The organism is Acinetobacter sp. BY419 (assembly GCF_019038395.1).
Classification (GTDB): Bacteria; Pseudomonadota; Gammaproteobacteria; order Pseudomonadales; family Moraxellaceae; genus Acinetobacter.
This window is the reverse complement of sequence record NZ_JAGFXZ010000019.1, coordinates 1-15,424: the sequence shown is the minus strand read 5'-3', so window position 1 is coordinate 15,424 and position 15,424 is coordinate 1. Positions and strand designations below refer to the sequence as shown.

The 15,424-nt window shown below is 44.2% G+C and carries 11 protein-coding genes and 1 tRNA gene; 3 read left to right on the top strand and 9 right to left on the bottom strand.

The genetic code is table 11. From position 1 onward, the window contains the following. Positions 1-11 precede the first annotated feature (11 nt). Positions 12-1,424, top strand: a complete 1,413-nt coding sequence (locus KUG37_RS08830) for a short-chain fatty acid transporter (protein ID WP_216934340.1) — start codon at positions 12-14, stop codon at positions 1,422-1,424. Between the two features lie 55 nt (positions 1,425-1,479). Here KUG37_RS08830 and KUG37_RS08825 read toward each other — a convergent pair whose 3' ends face one another. The 4 genes from KUG37_RS08825 to KUG37_RS08810 all read right to left on the bottom strand — a co-directional run bounded on the left by KUG37_RS08825 (position 1,480) and on the right by KUG37_RS08810 (position 5,953). Next, positions 1,480-2,976, bottom strand: coding sequence for an OmpA family protein (locus KUG37_RS08825; RefSeq protein ID WP_216934342.1), 1,497 nt, complete (start codon positions 2,974-2,976; stop codon positions 1,480-1,482). Between the two features lie 182 nt (positions 2,977-3,158). Next, positions 3,159-4,394: a dihydroorotase gene (locus KUG37_RS08820; protein WP_216934345.1), complete on the bottom strand. Its 1,236-nt coding sequence runs from the start codon at positions 4,392-4,394 to the stop codon at positions 3,159-3,161. 10 nt (positions 4,395-4,404) lie between these two features. Then, a complete protein-coding gene (locus KUG37_RS08815) occupies positions 4,405-5,421 on the bottom strand; it encodes an aspartate carbamoyltransferase catalytic subunit (RefSeq protein WP_216934347.1) in 1,017 nt (338 codons plus the stop codon). Between the two features lie 226 nt (positions 5,422-5,647). Continuing rightward, positions 5,648-5,953: a hypothetical protein gene (locus tag KUG37_RS08810; protein WP_216934349.1), complete on the bottom strand. Its 306-nt coding sequence runs from the start codon at positions 5,951-5,953 to the stop codon at positions 5,648-5,650. Positions 5,954-6,225: 272 nt separating this feature from the next. On the opposite strand from KUG37_RS08810, the gene rlmKL reads away from it, so the two are divergent. Continuing rightward, positions 6,226-8,430, top strand: coding sequence for a bifunctional 23S rRNA (guanine(2069)-N(7))-methyltransferase RlmK/23S rRNA (guanine(2445)-N(2))-methyltransferase RlmL (gene rlmKL, locus KUG37_RS08805; RefSeq protein WP_216934351.1), 2,205 nt, complete (start codon positions 6,226-6,228; stop codon positions 8,428-8,430). Positions 8,431-8,527: 97 nt separating this feature from the next. Here the strand turns inward: rlmKL and clpB are convergent, their stop codons facing one another. The 3 genes from clpB to crp all read right to left on the bottom strand — a co-directional run bounded on the left by clpB (position 8,528) and on the right by crp (position 13,272). Next, complete coding sequence (gene clpB / locus KUG37_RS08800; protein WP_216934353.1) at positions 8,528-11,107, bottom strand: ATP-dependent chaperone ClpB; 2,580 nt, start codon at positions 11,105-11,107, stop codon at positions 8,528-8,530. Between the two features lie 235 nt (positions 11,108-11,342). Beyond that, positions 11,343-12,392: an NADP(H)-dependent aldo-keto reductase gene (locus KUG37_RS08795; RefSeq protein ID WP_216934355.1), complete on the bottom strand. Its 1,050-nt coding sequence runs from the start codon at positions 12,390-12,392 to the stop codon at positions 11,343-11,345. A 172-nt stretch (positions 12,393-12,564) separates the two neighbouring features. Beyond that, complete coding sequence (crp, locus tag KUG37_RS08790) at positions 12,565-13,272, bottom strand: cAMP-activated global transcriptional regulator CRP (protein WP_216934358.1); 708 nt, start codon at positions 13,270-13,272, stop codon at positions 12,565-12,567. 147 nt (positions 13,273-13,419) lie between these two features. Here crp and KUG37_RS08785 point away from each other — a divergent pair, with 147 nt between their 5' ends. Beyond that, on the top strand, positions 13,420-13,842 hold the full coding sequence (locus KUG37_RS08785; protein WP_216934360.1) for an OsmC family protein: 423 nt from the start codon (positions 13,420-13,422) through the stop codon (positions 13,840-13,842). 89 nt (positions 13,843-13,931) lie between these two features. Here the strand turns inward: KUG37_RS08785 and KUG37_RS08780 are convergent, their stop codons facing one another. Next, on the bottom strand, positions 13,932-14,969 hold the full coding sequence (locus KUG37_RS08780) for a metallophosphoesterase (protein WP_216934362.1): 1,038 nt from the start codon (positions 14,967-14,969) through the stop codon (positions 13,932-13,934). Positions 14,970-15,301: 332 nt separating this feature from the next. Next, positions 15,302-15,378: transfer RNA gene (locus KUG37_RS08775), tRNA-Val, on the bottom strand. Positions 15,379-15,424 lie beyond the last annotated feature (46 nt).

Genomic DNA, 15,424 nt, shown 5'->3' with positions numbered 1-15,424 from the left:
GGATTTTAATGATGCAAACTCAACAAAATATCTTGCAGCGCTTCGCCTTACGCGTCAGCGACTGGTCAGAAAAATGGTTCCCTGATTCTTATATTTTTGCCCTACTGGGCGTCATCATTGTTGCAATTGCAGCAATCGGAATCGGTGCACCGGCACAGGATGTCGCGATTTCCTTTGGTGATGGATTCTGGAGCCTGATTCCCTTTACCTTGCAGATGTGCATGCTGATTGTGGTCGGTTATGTGGTCTCGGTGTCCAAACCGATTCAACTTCTGATTCAGAAAATGGCGCGCCTGCCGCATTCAGGACGTGGTGCGATTGTGCTGGTCGCTACAGTCAGCCTGTTAATTTCCCTGATTAACTGGGCCATGAGTACCGTACTGACTGCACTTCTAGTGATTGCCCTGGCACAACGTAAAGAACTCAACATGGATTACCGTGCTGCCGCAGCAGCAGCGATTATCGGGATGGGCGCCACCTGGGCACTGGGCATCAGTTCCTCTGCCGCACAGTTACAGGCCAATAAATCCAGTCTGCCTGAACCGATTTATAATCTGACCGGGGTAATTCCCTTTACCGAAACTATTTTTCTGCCACAGTCTATGATCATGACTGCGGTGCTGATTGTGGCTTCTATCGCGATTGCCTACTGGTCAGCACCCAAAGGTTCAGCTATTAAAACCATTGAACACTTTCCAATTCAGATTGAAGAAGAAAAACCGGAAGTACCTACCGAAAAACGACCAGGTGACTGGCTGGAAAATTCACCGATCTTAAGCATTATGATTGTGATTCTGGGTGCAGTCTGGATGTTTAATGAGTTTTCCAAAAGCAATCCGATTCTGGCCATTTCCAGTTTAAATACCTATAACTTTATCTTCCTCATTTTAGGCGTGGCCTTACACGGTACACCACGAAATTTCCTGAATGCGGTATCCAAGGCTGTACCGGCTATTTCAGGCGTACTGATCCAGTTTCCGCTATATGGCAGTATTGCCTTTATGATGACCAATGCGCTGAACTCTGCCGATCTGTCGTTGTCACATTATATTGCTGAATTTTTCGTTTCGATTGCCTCGAAAGAAACCTTTGCCATTGTGATGGGCTTATATTCGGCAATCCTGGGTTTCTTCATACCTTCCGGCGGCGGTAAATGGATTATTGAAGCACCTTATGTGATGCAGGCTGCGCATGATCTGAAAGTACACCTAGGCTGGTCGATACAGATTTATAATGCAGCAGAAGCCCTCCCCAATCTGATTAATCCTTTCTTTATGCTGCCGATGCTGGGCATCTTAAAGCTAAAAGCCAAAGATGTGATTGGTTTTACCGTGACCCAACTGGTTTTCCATATCCCACTGGTGCTGTTCCTGCTCTGGTTCCTGGGACGAACCTTAACCTATAGCCCACCAGTATTTTCTTAAATTGATACAAATAAAAAAGGACGAAGATTCGTCCTTTTTTAATTTAACAGTCAGCTTAGTTTACTTTCTTTTCAACCACGCCGTCACTATCGACTTCACGCACAGTACCAGTTTCAGTATTTACCACTTCAAATGTTACACGTCGGTTCTGAAACTGTCCGTCAGGCGTCGCATTGGGTTCAACTGGTTGAGCCTCACCCATTCCAACTGCCTGTAATTGTGCAGGATCGACCCCTTGTTCAACAAGGTAGCTGGTCACCGCTTGGGCACGCTGTTCAGACAGTACCTGATTCGCTGCTTCGCTGCCTTGAGCATCGGCATGCCCTTTGACTTTCAGAATGACATAAGGCGCTTGTTGCAATAGTGCAGCGGCCTGATCCAGCACCAATTTATTTACCTCTGGAACTTCGCTAGATGCCGTATCAAAATTGATGATCTGTAAATTCAGTGCAGTCGCTACATCCAGCGCTTTCACATTATCCGTCTTGATACCGGCCAAGGCTTGTTCTGCTTCGTTATTGGCAGTATTAATCACTTCATTACTATTTAGAGGTTGTTGGGTAACGACTGTGACATTTTTCGCCAGACTGCGAATTTGTGCTGCCAGACGCTCGGCTTCTGCATTCGTTGCTGCACGCACTAAAACCTGATTACCAACCCAGTCAAGTGACACATTTGGCATTCCTTGAATTGCTTTCAAAACCGATGGAATCGTATCCTGATCAACAAATTCTGAATGATAAACGTCACTGCTCAACGCACCGCAACCAATATTATAGTTAAAGATCTGTTTAATCTCGTTTTGCAGAATTTCCATATATTGCGGATTATCCAGCCCTATCTGGCAACTTATAATTTCACCATTATTGCCGGTACTCAATTGTAAAGAGGCGGGTTGGGCTGTGGCAACTTCACTGGTCGCCTGAGTGTTTGCCGAATCTTCAGCATCCTCCTGCATACAGCTACGAACGAAAAACAGGATCAAAGCCGCCAGGATCAGAAAAATAATAAATGGCCATAAAAAACCTTTTTTTCTCTCTTCCTGAACCACAATGACGGGTTCTGGTTCGAGCACAGGTTCCTGATTTAAACTGTGCCCAGCCAATGGTGAAACACCAAGCGCTGCGAGAATAGGTCCAGCCCAGACAGGTAATGCGCGCTGGATCGAATCGGCATGGGTTTCCAGCAAGTGGCTAATGGCTTCTGGACTTGAAGCACCTGCTTCAGTCTGTAAAAAACTCATGGTCGGTACAATTGACCGATTCAGGGTCTGTTCTATTTCTTCTTGCGGCGCGCTCTGATCAAGTTGATCCAGAAACTCTTGCTTTAATGCCGGATTTGCATTGAATAATTCATGGATTTTGGGATTGAGTTGCTGGCTAAGATTATCAATCCAGGCCGGCCGGGCACGCAATATACTTAAAAATACCGGATAGAATTGAGCCAGAGCTTGATCTTTGGCAAATAAATGCTCGGTTTCACCTTGAAGCACAATCGCTGTAACATCGCTTTTTAAGCGTTCCATAAAGTCTATATGCATAATAGTCACCATTATTTTGATTTTTCTAATGTTTAATATTTAACCAGTGTAACGATCCCTATTTTTTGAAAATGTAAATAATTGTATGAATATCATAACGTTTCACTATTTTTATTGAGTACTCATTTTACAGAAACAGAATTTACAGAAATAAAAAAGTCAGCCGAAGCTGACTTTTATGAAAGTTGTATCATTTAAGCGATATAGGTTCTGACAACTTTACCTAGCACTTTTTGATTAATTAAGGGGGTATTTTTACCTTGCGACACGATGCTTTCTTTGCTTAAGGTCCATTCCAGTTCTGGATCTACAAGCACCCAGCCTGCTTCATTAACCCAGCGCTCTGCCATTTGTGCAACACGTGCCGGAGCCAGAGTCACTTTTTCTACCCATTCCAATGGACTTAATAATCCTTCACGAATCAATTGTAGACCAAAAGGCACATAGGTATCAAAAGCAGTAAAGCCTGGCTGCGTTTCTGCAAATGGCGCCATTTTAGCAGAGCTGCTTAGCGGTTCATGATGGGTACAAATCGCATCAATCACACCAGATTTTACGCCTTGGCGCAGCAGTTCTTTATCTTGTTCCGCACGCAATGGTGGACGTACATGTGCCAGTGAATTAAAACCATCAATCAAGGCATCGGTCAGGTGTAACTGATGCATTGCCACATCACAGGTCACCGGCAAGCCTTTTTCCTTGGCAATCCGGATCAACTCCACCGAAGCGCCGCAAGACAAGAGACCAAAATGCGCACTCACCTTGGTCACTTCAACCATCAACAGGTATTTGGCAATCGCCACGGTTTCAGCCAGTGCGGGAATCATTGGCAAGCCCTGACGTGAAGCAATAAAGCCTTCATGCACACAGCCGTCTTTAGCAATTTGCGGTTCTTCTGCATAGAACACCACGGTCAGGTTTAAACCTGCAGCATATTCCAGGGTACGCAGTACCACGTCATCATTGGCAAAAGGCGCGTTGGCATTGGACACAGCAGTACAACCACCTTTTTTCAAACCGGCCATGTTTGCAGGCTGATTGCCTTTCAATCCCTGAGTTTGTGCGCCAATCACTTCCAGATAGATACCACCATCCAGCATGGCTTTTTCAACCAGACCATGAATCAGGGCGCCATTGTCTTGTACGATCGGCTTTGAATCTGGTGGAGTGAACACGTGTAAAATACCATTTTCACGTGCCGCCTTGCCTTCTGACTTGAGTGTGCCGTGTTGCTGCTGGCCTGGTTCACGTAAACGCGCGCACAGATCGACCATGGTAGGCATTAACCATTTGCCTTGACCATCAATGGTTTCAGAGACTTGAGACGTTTCCGTAACGAATTTGCCATTTTCCAGATACACGGTCTGGATAGAATCAGTGTTTTGGATCGGATCAAGAACACGGACATTTTCAATTTTTACAATAGTCATGACTTATTCCTTAACCCGAAATCGCTTCAATCAAACCCTGTTCCTGAAGTTGGCCCTGCATCGATAGAGCCAACACCGCCATACGCACTGCAATGCCATTGGTCACCTGCTTCAAAATCACAGATTGCGGACCATCGGCAATACTGGAGTCGATTTCAACTCCACGGTTCATTGGTCCCGGATGCATTACGATACAATCCGGTTTGGCCATGGCCAGACGTTCCTTATTCAAGCCATACATTTTGTAAAATTCGGCTTGCGATGCAAGTGCTGGAGAATCAATACGCTCATTTTGAATACGCAGCGTAATAATCACGTCGCAATCTTTGATGCCGTCTTCCATATTGTTAAATAGACGAACGTCATCGCCATATTCTTCAAAGCCCAATGGCAGTAAAGTATTCGGTGCAACCACCCGGATATCTTTGCAGCCTAATGTTTGCAAGGCGGCCACATCTGAACGCGCGACACGCGAATGTTTGATATCACCAATAATGGCAATGGACATCTCTTCAAATTTTTTATTGGTTTCCCGGCGAATAGTAAGCATGTCCAGCATCGCTTGAGTCGGATGCGCATGACGCCCATCACCGGCATTAATAATTGCCACCGTTGGACAGACATCCTTGGCAATAAAATGTGCTGCCCCTGAAGATGAATGACGTACCACGAAAATATCGGCCGCCATGGCTTCCAGATTCCATAACGTGTCACGCAGGGTTTCACCTTTAGAAGTACTTGAACGGGCAATATCAATATTGAGAACGTTGGCAGAAAGACGCTTGGCAGCGGCTTCAAAGGTGGTGCGGGTACGGGTAGAGTTTTCGAAGAACAGGTTCATGACCGTTTTGCCTTCCAGCAAATTATTGGTGATGAGCTGATTTTGGTCATTAAAAAAGGACTGCGCTGTGTCCAATATTTTTGTAAGAGTTTCTTTGGAAAGACCTTCGATGGTCAAGAAGTGTTTTAGATTACCTTCTTTATTGAGTTGAATCTGGCTCGGTGTATGCAATGCCGCCAAGTGCATGAGAGATTCCTTATGCGTTAAGTCAACATATTATACAGAGATTGGCGAGTCTTAATAGTTGGCAGCAGGGCCACTTGTATAAAAACCAGCTGGATAATAAAAATAGAAATTGAAATTCCTATGTATTTTTTCAATAAGATAATTTAACCCAATTTGCATCCTGCTGATTTTAAGTGCAAAACAGACGGGTGCTTCAGTCTGGCACATTCACACCCATAGCACAGCGTTAACGCAGCGCACCAATATACCGATGTGACACCTGTGCACGGTAGATATCTTCTTCGTCCGGTTCGACCAAGATCAGTCCATCCTGATGGATCGGGTTCACAGATTCTGCTTGTGAATCCTCTCCTGTTTCAGCAATATTCAATACACTTTTCAGGCGCTTGACCAGATGACTCAAATCCGGATCTTGGGTCTGCTCTGCCAGTTGAATCACATGCCGGGCATAGTCCAGGTTCTCTGCCAGATACAGTGCATCAATCACCCGACCCGAAACCCGCCTTAAACGTGCATAAATTAAAGTGGCCACTGAAAAAGCGTCATGGTTGTGTAACTTGGTTGTCTAGCATTGGATGTCCCTCAGCATAAAATTAGGTACAAGGCTGTCATCGCTCCCCATCGAGTAACAGCCTTGTCCGATTTAAGTAGAGCAAAATGCGTACCAGTTCATCGATTTATAACGTGAATATTATTTTCTCTATTACATGGCGCGGCCTTTCAGAGAAAAGAAAAAGCTTTCAATTTAAAAATACGGTAAACTTAGCGCAGTTTTTTATTTATCTTTTTTGGTCTCTCTATTATATGAATACCTCTCCACGTTTAAGCAATTACTGGGTCACCTGTGCCGATGGTCTGGAAACCTTATTAGAAGAAGAACTACAAGGCTTAGGTGTTCAGAATATTGAGCGTTTTCCAGGCCGTTTAATCTTTAACGGCACCCTGGAAAATGCTTATCGTATTTGCATGTGGTCACGCCTGGCTTCACGTGTATTGCTGCCGATCCACACGCATGAAATTGAGTTTTCTCACGATGCCCGTGATGTAGCAGAAGAGCTATATGAAGGTGCAATCAGCTTTGACTGGTCGCTTATTTTTGCACCACAAAGTACATTTGCCATCCGACTGCATGTCGAACGTGATATCAAGGTGAATACCCAGTTTGCAACTTTACGTGCCAAAGATGGTGTCGTAGATTCATTCATGGAAGCTGTGGGCAAACGCCCAAGCATCGACACCAAACAGCCAGAAATTACCATGTATATTCTGGCAGGCAAGAAAGAACATACTTACTGCCTGGACTTGTCTGGCGATTCATTACATAAACGTGGGTATCGCCACTTTATGACCGATGCGCCAATCAAGGAAAACCTGGCTGCTGCGATTCTGCAAAAAGGTCAACTCAAACAGATTAATCCGGACATCATTGTCGATCCAATGTGTGGTTCAGGTACATTTATTATCGAATCACTGATGATTTTGACTGACCGTGCGCCTGGTCTGGTACGTCGTTTCGGTTTTAATGGCTGGAATGGTCATGACCATGAACTCTGGATGAGCATCAAGGCAGAAGCAGCTGAACGCCACCAAGCGGCAATGGAAAATCCATTACCTCAATTCTATGCCTTCGATGCGGACTGGGAAGCAGTAAAAGCAACACGTCAAAATATCATCGCAGCGGGTTTTGAAACTGCTCTCGACAATATCATGATCGAAGAGCGTACTTTAAATGACTGGCCGGATTTCCATGCGGAAGGTAAGAAAGTATTCTTCGTGACGAATCCGCCTTATGGTGAACGTCTCGGCGATAAAGCTCACAACCGTTCTTTATACCTCGGTTTATCAGCTTTACTGCAAAAGAATTTCCCGAATCAAAAAGCAGCGGTGATTGCATCGCAAGTGGAACAGGCCGATGTGCTGGCTTTCAATGATCCGCAAATCCTGCGCTTGATGAATGGTAAATTGCCGATTTATATCCGCTTCGGTACGGTTAAACCGGCTGCGGTAGTGCGTCCATTTTTAGAAACATGGCAGCCCCAGCAGTTTGAAGCGATTGAAGGAGCAATGGAGTTTGCCAACCGTCTAACCAAAAACATGCAAGCTCTAAAAAAATGGGCAGTCAAGGAACAGATCCATTGTTTACGTCTGTACGATGCAGACTTACCTGATTTTAATGTCGCAGTAGATTTGTATGGCGAGCGTTTGCATGTACAAGAATATGCGCCACCTAAAACCATTGATCCTGAAAAAGCCAAGAAACGTTTTAATCTGGCACTGCAAGCGATTCGTGCGGTTACCGGTTTAGGCCGTGATGCGATCTTTATCAAGACCCGTTCACGTCAGGAAGGTAAGAACCAGTACACCAAGCAAAGTACTGCGTCTAAACGTTTTATCGTTCAAGAAGGCAAAGCCAAGATTCTGGTCAACCTGACAGACTATCTGGATACCGGTCTGTTCCTGGATCACCGTCAAATGCGTTTACGTATTGCTAAAGAGGCGAAAGGCAAACACTTCCTGAACCTGTATAGCTATACCTCAACAGCAAGTTTACATGCTGCTCTGGGCGGTGCTGCGAGTACGACCAGTGTCGATCTTTCAAATACCTACTTAAACTGGTCGAAAGAAAACTTTGTTCTGAACGGCTTAACGGTAGATCATCCTGATGAACAGCACCAGTTCTTTGCATCTGACTGTTTTGAATGGCTGAAAGAAGGTCATGAACAATATGAGCTGATCTTTATTGATCCGCCAACGTTCTCGAACTCGAAGAAATTCTACGGTACCTTTGATATACAGCGTGACCATTTATCCTTGCTGAAGCGCGCCATGAACCGTTTAACCAGTGATGGTACCCTGTACTTCTCCAATAACTATCGCGGCTTTGAGATGGATGAAGAAATTCTGGCGTTCTATGATGTCGAAGAAATTACCCAGGAAACCATTGGGCCAGATTTCAAGCGTAATCAAAAGATTCACCGCGCCTGGAAAATCACCCATCCTCAAGTATAATTAATGCTTGATTGGGGCTAAAAAATCCAGTCAAAAATAAAAGACCCAGTTCAATTGAACTGGGTCTTTTTATGGAACATATAAACTGGATCGAGACTTAACTGAGTTTCATTTTCTCAAAAACCAGCTCTCCATGTTCAGCTTTGACCAGAATCGTATCACCCGGCTGGAATTCTCCTGCTAGAATTTTCTGAGCCAGCCCATTTTCAATACGTTGCTGGATCGCGCGTTTCAGTGGACGTGCACCATAGAGCGGATCAAAACCGACCTCAATCAATTGCTCAAAGGCAGTATCATCTACCGACAAGCGCATATCCCGTTCGGCCAAGCGTTGACGTAAACGGTCCAGCTGAATATCGGCAATACCACGAATCTGGTCTTTATCTAGTGCATGGAATACGACAATTTCATCAATACGGTTAATAAATTCCGGACGGAAATGCTCAGATACCGCATTCATCACCACTGTACGAACTTCCTCGCGTGTTGCGCCTTCGCCTAACTCACGAACGTCTTGTGAACCCAGATTCGAAGTCATCACAATCACGGTATTTTTAAAATCGACTACACGGCCTTGGGAGTCAGTCAAACGACCATCATCCAGCACTTGTAGCAGGATGTTAAACACATCTGGATGCGCTTTTTCGACTTCATCGAATAAGAGTACGCTATATGGTTTACGGCGCACGGCTTCGGTAAGTACCCCGCCTTCTTCATAGCCCACATAACCTGGAGGTGCACCGACCAGACGGCTTACCGAGTGTTTTTCCATAAATTCGGACATGTCGATCCGGATCATGGCATCGTCACTATCAAACAGGAAGTTTGCCAAGGCTTTGGTCAATTCTGTTTTACCCACACCTGTCGGTCCAAGGAACAGAAATGAACCACTTGGCCGGTTAGGATCAGACAGGCCAGCACGTGAACGTCGCACAGCATTGGATACGGCCACCACGGCTTCATCTTGACCCACTACACGTTTATGAAGAAATTCTTCCATATGCAGCAATTTGTCACGTTCGCCTTGCAGCATCTTCGCGACAGGAATACCGGTTGCCGCACTGACGACTTCCGCAATTTCATTCTCGGTGACCTTGTCACGCAACAGTTTTGGCGACTCGCTTTCCTCAGCCGCTTCAATGCGCTCTAGCTGCTTTTGCAATTCGGGAATCACGCCATACTGATAACGTGCTGCTTCCGCCAGATCACCTTCACGCTGTGCCTTGTCCAGCGCTATACGTGCCTGATCCAGCTTGACCTGGATATCTTTATTGCCTGCCACCAAGGCTTTATCTGCACGCCAGATTTCTTCCAGATCCTGGTACTCTTTCTCGACCGTTTCAATCTGTTGGGTCAGATGCTTGATCTCGCCTTTGGCACCGCTATCCTCATCTTTTTTCACGGCTTCAAGCTGCATTTTCAATTGAATCAGACGGCGTTCCAGTTTATCTAAAGCTTCAGGTTTGGAATCTAGTTCCATTTTAATACGGGATGCCGCTTCATCAATCAGGTCAATGGCTTTATCGGGCAACTGGCGATCGGTAATATAACGATGTGACATTTTTGCCGCTGCAATAATCGCAGAATCCAGAATTTGTACACCATGATGCGTTGCATAACGATCTTTCAGACCACGGAGAATGGCGATCGTGTCTTCCACGCTCGGTTCATCCACCAGCACTTTTTGGAAACGGCGCTCAAGGGCAGCATCTTTTTCAATATACTTACGGTATTCATCCAGAGTCGTCGCACCTACACAGCGCAATTCACCACGTGCCAATGCAGGTTTCAGCATATTGCCGGCATCCATCGCACCATCACTTTTACCGGCACCCACCAGCGTATGCAATTCGTCAATAAACAGGATGACTTCGCCTTCATGTTTGGCAATATCTTTTAGAACGGCTTTTAAGCGTTCTTCAAACTCGCCGCGGTATTTTGCACCGGCCAACAAAGAACCCAGATCTAGCGATAAAACACGCTTGCCTTTGAGTCCTTCAGGTACTTCACCATTGATAATACGCTGTGCCAGACCTTCGACAATTGCCGTTTTACCCACCCCTGGCTCACCAATGAGTACCGGGTTATTTTTAGTACGGCGTGACAAGACCTGAATGGTACGGCGGATTTCATCATCACGTCCAATCACAGGGTCAAGCTTGCCTGCCAAAGCACGTTCAGTTAAATCGATGGTGTACTTATTCAGTGAATCACGCTGATCTTCATGATTATTGCTCATGACTTTTTCATCACCTCGAAATTGATTGATAATCTGACGTAAAGTTTCTGCCTTTACTCCAGCACTGTTTAATAATTTTTTGGTATTTCCTGTTTCTGCCAGTGCCAACAGCACCCAGTCTGTTGAAAGGAATTCATCTCCGGCTTTTTGGGCATAACTGTCTGCCAGATGTAAAACTTTTGCCGCTTCAGGACTGAGATTAATATCTGCGGACGGATTGGTCAGCGTTGCAGCATCACTGAGTGCTGTTTCCAGTTTGGTTTGCAGCTCCCGCAGATTCGCTCCGGCCTGTTGCAGCAAGCTGACATTGGAGGCTTCATCCATCAAGGTAGCCAAGATATGAATCCCCTCAATAGAGGTATGATCCCTGCTCATTGCCAACGATTGGGCATCAGAAAGAGTTTGCTGTAAGCGATTGGTAAATTTTTCAAAACGCATTCTTGTTATTCCTCAGCACAAATATTCTATTTGAAAAATATATGGGGACGAGCGCTAAAAAATTCAATTCATTTATATATATTTTTCAAAAACTTAATTTATATTATGAGACAAATATCAGTAATAATATTGGTATAGTTCTAGTGGTTTTCAAGAGTAATAATTCAAATTATTTTATTTAAAGTTCAGCTCAAGCCTAGGCTAATAAAATACCCTCATTTCGAGGGTATTTTATTTAAGGTGCGGGATTCGGCTGCTGGCGGTGAATATCGTCAATACCTTTAAGGACATCGTCCGACAGATCAATTTCAAATGCCTGAATATTTTCTTTGAGCTGATCCAGGTTGGTCGCGCCAATAATGGTACTGGTCACGAAGAACTGCTGCTTGATAAAGGCCAAAGACAATTGAGTGAGACTTAAACCATGCTGTTCTGCCAGCTGGGCATATTGCTCGGTCGCCCATTCACTTTCCGGATTACTATAGCGACTAAAGCGCGAGAACAATGTTACCCGCGCATTTGCAGGACGCGCACCATGACGGAATTTGCCGGTCAGATAACCAAATGCCAGAGGTGAATATGCCAATAAGCCCACACCTTCATATCGGGCAATTTCTGACATGCCGATTTCATAAGTACGGTTCAGCAGATTATAGGGATTTTGTACACTGACAAATTTACTTAGACCCAGTTTTTCTGCCAGATGCAGAAATTTCATCGTACCCCACGGGGTTTCATTGGAAAGCCCAATATAACGGATACGGCCATTTTTAATTTCATCCTGCAAGGCGATCAGGGTTTCTTCAAGATCGGTCACTGCACGATCTTCTGCCGCTTCAGCATTGCCATAACCCAGCTTGCCAAAGAAATTGGTTGGACGTTGCGGCCAATGTAATTGATACATATCAATATAGTCCGTTTGCAGGCGCGACAATGACTGGTCAATCGCTGCTGAAATTTCATCTGTAACAAACCGGGTTTTTCCATCACGGATATGGCTACCGCCTTGTGAAGGTCCAGCAATTTTTGAAGCTAAAAAAAGTTTGTCACGGCCACCGCGGGAAGCTATCCAGTTCCCAATGATGCGCTCGGTGGCACCTTGTGTTTCAGGTTTAGGCGGAACAGGATACATTTCTGCGGTATCCCAGAAATACAGTCCCTGATCCAGAGCATAATCCAGTTGTTGAAAAGCCTGTTCTTGCGTGTTCTGTTCACCAAAGGTCATAGTGCCCAAACAAATTTCTGGTAAAAGAATGCCAGTATCCGCCAATGGTCTGAATTGCATAAAAACTTCCTGTGAATTTTATTCAGTGAATTGATATCAAGTGGGCTTATAGCCTATCGAAATTATAGAGGTGACTTAAATCATCTTTTCTGAGAAGCTTGTTCTAAATTTTTATGCATTGGCTAATAACGATAAAAAAAGCAAATCCGGAGATTTGCTTTTTTTATCTGGATTATTCGTTGATGGCGCCGGCTGTGACGGTCTCAGGCTCTGCGTCCAGAGAAACGTCAAAAATCAAAATGGCTTTACCATCAGTTTCAATCATGCCCTGCTCTTCAAGAGTCTTGAGTACACGCCCCACCATTTCGCGGGAACAGCCAACAATACGGCCAATTTCCTGACGGGTGATACGGATCTGACGGCCATTCGGCAAAATCATCGCTTCAGGCTGGGAAGACAGGTCAATCAGGCAACGGGCAATACGGCCTGAAACATCAATAAACGCCAGATCAGTCACTTTACGTGTGGTATTTTTCAGGCGGCGTACCAGCTGAGCAAATACTGCATAGCTCAGATCAGGATATTGCTTGCTAATTTCATGAAAGTTTTCATAGGTAATTTCGGCAATTTCACACACATCGCGGGTACGAACTTCCGCAGTACGTTGTGGATTTACCTCGAATAGGCCCATTTCCCCAAAGAAGTCCCCTGGATTTAAATATGCAACGACAATTTCACGATCATCATCTTCACGAAGAATAATAGATACAGACCCCTTCAGAATTAAATACAAAGATTTAGATTCTGATCCTGCATCAATGATCGTAGTACGTTTTGGATAACGATTAATATATGCACGTTTTAACAGCGCTTTCACGGATTCAGGTAATTGCCCCGGAGAAAGCGCATCAGTGCTTAATTGTGAAAAGTTTGAAGTCATGCTTACGGTTCCGATTATGGATAATTTATAGATCGCACAAGACCTAATGTGAACTTGTCACACAGTAGGATTGAAATTCCGTATCAACCCAATTTATGTTAGTGTACAGTTACTTGACAAATTTATAGCTTTTTTTAGGTAGTTGCAATGCAAACAAGCGTTCATTGGTTAGAGAATGTTGCTTTTGAAGCAAAAACTCAAAGTGGTCATACAGTTATCATGGATGGCTCAGCGGAATACGGCGGTGAAAACCGTGGCCCCCGTCCAATGGAACTGCTTTTAACCGGTCTGGGTGGTTGTGCATCTTTTGATATTGTCACTATTTTAAAGAAAGCCCGCCAGGACATTATCGATGTGCGTTGCGAATTAAAGGCTGAACGAGCGGATACAATTCCGGCAGTTTTCACGAAAATTCATTTACATTTTGTCGTCACCGGCAAAGCCATTAAAGAAAAACAGGTGGCAAAAGCCGTAGAACTTTCTGCTGAAAAATATTGCTCTGCCAGTAAAATGCTGTCTGATGGTGGGGTTGAAATTACCCATGATTATGAAATTATCGAAGCAGAATAAAACCTAGACTTTATGAAAAAAGCGGCCAGAAAAGCTGCTTTTTTTATATCAGAAAATTGCTAATCAGAACTTATATTCTTGGTCTTTTCTCAGAAGCGTTGAACTGAATACTGAGTGCCATCTTCAAAACTCAGGATATTTTCTGGAAATCTTAAGGCGCCAAGTCGATGTCTGAATGCAACTCCCTGTTGACGATCGAGATAACGTTTATCCACCGAATAGTCCACACAAAATACGTTTTTTTGCTGTCCGTACCATTGCAATGCATCAATCGATTCAAATAAACCGGTTTTTTCTTCAGTAGTTTTAAAGTTCCGCCAATAATGTCCAGTCACTACTGGAATTTGATCTGTATAACTGTCCCACCATGGCACACGGTCGATCATTCGCCACCTTCCACCGGCATAGATGGGTTCTAAGGCGATCTTTTCCGCACCGGAAGTAATGACCCGAACAGGATTCTGCATTTGCTCACGCAGCTCTTTTTCTGCGAGATGTGGAAGTAATGGCAAGCTTGCAGCTGGGTCTTTAAACTGATGTTGATAGCGTAGTTGTTCTTTCTGAATTAATGCATTGATACCTAAAGTTTGCAGATCTAATGCTGTGCGCTGGACAAAATAATCATACGCTTCTCCAAGCGAAGAAAAACTAGAACTATGTAACTGATCAATTGATGGCTGATGCCAGCATGCATGCACAACACGCAGCTGATCCGATTCCAATGCCACCGGTAAGCTATTTAAAAAATCCAGAATCCATTGTCGATCCGTAGCTGAAGCTCGGATCGATTCAAAAGATTGAATATCATCCTGATGTGGTGAACCAAAAAACCAGCCATTGCCTTCTCGCAATGTATTGGTTAAAAGGTTGAGTTCATGATTGCCAATCACACATTGTGCATAGCCTTGATCTACCAACTGTTTAATCCGTTTAATCACCGCAATACTGTCTTGCCCCCGATCACACAGATCACCGACAAAAATCAGTTTTCGCTGTTCCGGATGGCGGCCATGCCGGTCATATCCCAATACCCCGATTAGTTGTTCCAGCGCGGCAATCTCACCATGAATATCCCCTACGACATCAACGGGACCAGTGAAAGCCTGCTGTATAAATGAATACTTCATTTATGCATCCTGCATTAAGTCTAAAAACAGAATAAACCCCTTTGATTATGCTTTAAATTTATTTAGATCGGAATAAAAGACGAGCCATAATTTAAACAATTTGCTGATCAATACTTTAAACTTAATTTAAATCTTAAGCTTTATGAAAGCTTTGATTTTGGTGTTAAGAGTATTTGCAAATACCGTCTCTCCTCTTATGAATGCTTTGAAGAGGATGCTCTTATATTTAATATTTAGTTCAGTCGTGGCGGAAATATGAATGAAATAAAAATTAACATATTTTTATAAGGCAATAAAAAAAGCCCATTCAAAGAATGGGCTTTTGGGAATCTTGGTAGGTATATCCAGACTCGAACTGGAGACCTCTACGATGTCAACGTAGCGCTCTAACCAACTGAGCTATACACCTAGGATGCAGGCATATTATAAATTTTTTCTCCTTAAGACAAGCCTTT

Bases quoted from the DNA above. Each gene is read 5' to 3' on its own strand.
- KUG37_RS08830 (WP_216934340.1), top strand. From the start codon at position 12: ATGCAAACTCAACAAAATATCTTGCAGCGCTTCGCCTTACGCGTCAGC.
- KUG37_RS08825 (WP_216934342.1), bottom strand. From the start codon at position 2,976: ATGGTGACTATTATGCATATAGACTTTATGGAACGCTTAAAAAGCGAT.
- KUG37_RS08820 (WP_216934345.1), bottom strand. From the start codon at position 4,394: ATGACTATTGTAAAAATTGAAAATGTCCGTGTTCTTGATCCGATCCAA.
- KUG37_RS08815 (WP_216934347.1), bottom strand. From the start codon at position 5,421: ATGCACTTGGCGGCATTGCATACACCGAGCCAGATTCAACTCAATAAA.
- rlmKL (WP_216934351.1), top strand. From the start codon at position 6,226: ATGAATACCTCTCCACGTTTAAGCAATTACTGGGTCACCTGTGCCGAT.
- clpB (WP_216934353.1), bottom strand. From the start codon at position 11,107: ATGCGTTTTGAAAAATTTACCAATCGCTTACAGCAAACTCTTTCTGAT.
- KUG37_RS08795 (WP_216934355.1), bottom strand. From the start codon at position 12,392: ATGCAATTCAGACCATTGGCGGATACTGGCATTCTTTTACCAGAAATT.
- crp (WP_216934358.1), bottom strand. From the start codon at position 13,272: ATGACTTCAAACTTTTCACAATTAAGCACTGATGCGCTTTCTCCGGGG.
- KUG37_RS08785 (WP_216934360.1), top strand. From the start codon at position 13,420: ATGCAAACAAGCGTTCATTGGTTAGAGAATGTTGCTTTTGAAGCAAAA.
- KUG37_RS08780 (WP_216934362.1), bottom strand. From the start codon at position 14,969: ATGAAGTATTCATTTATACAGCAGGCTTTCACTGGTCCCGTTGATGTC.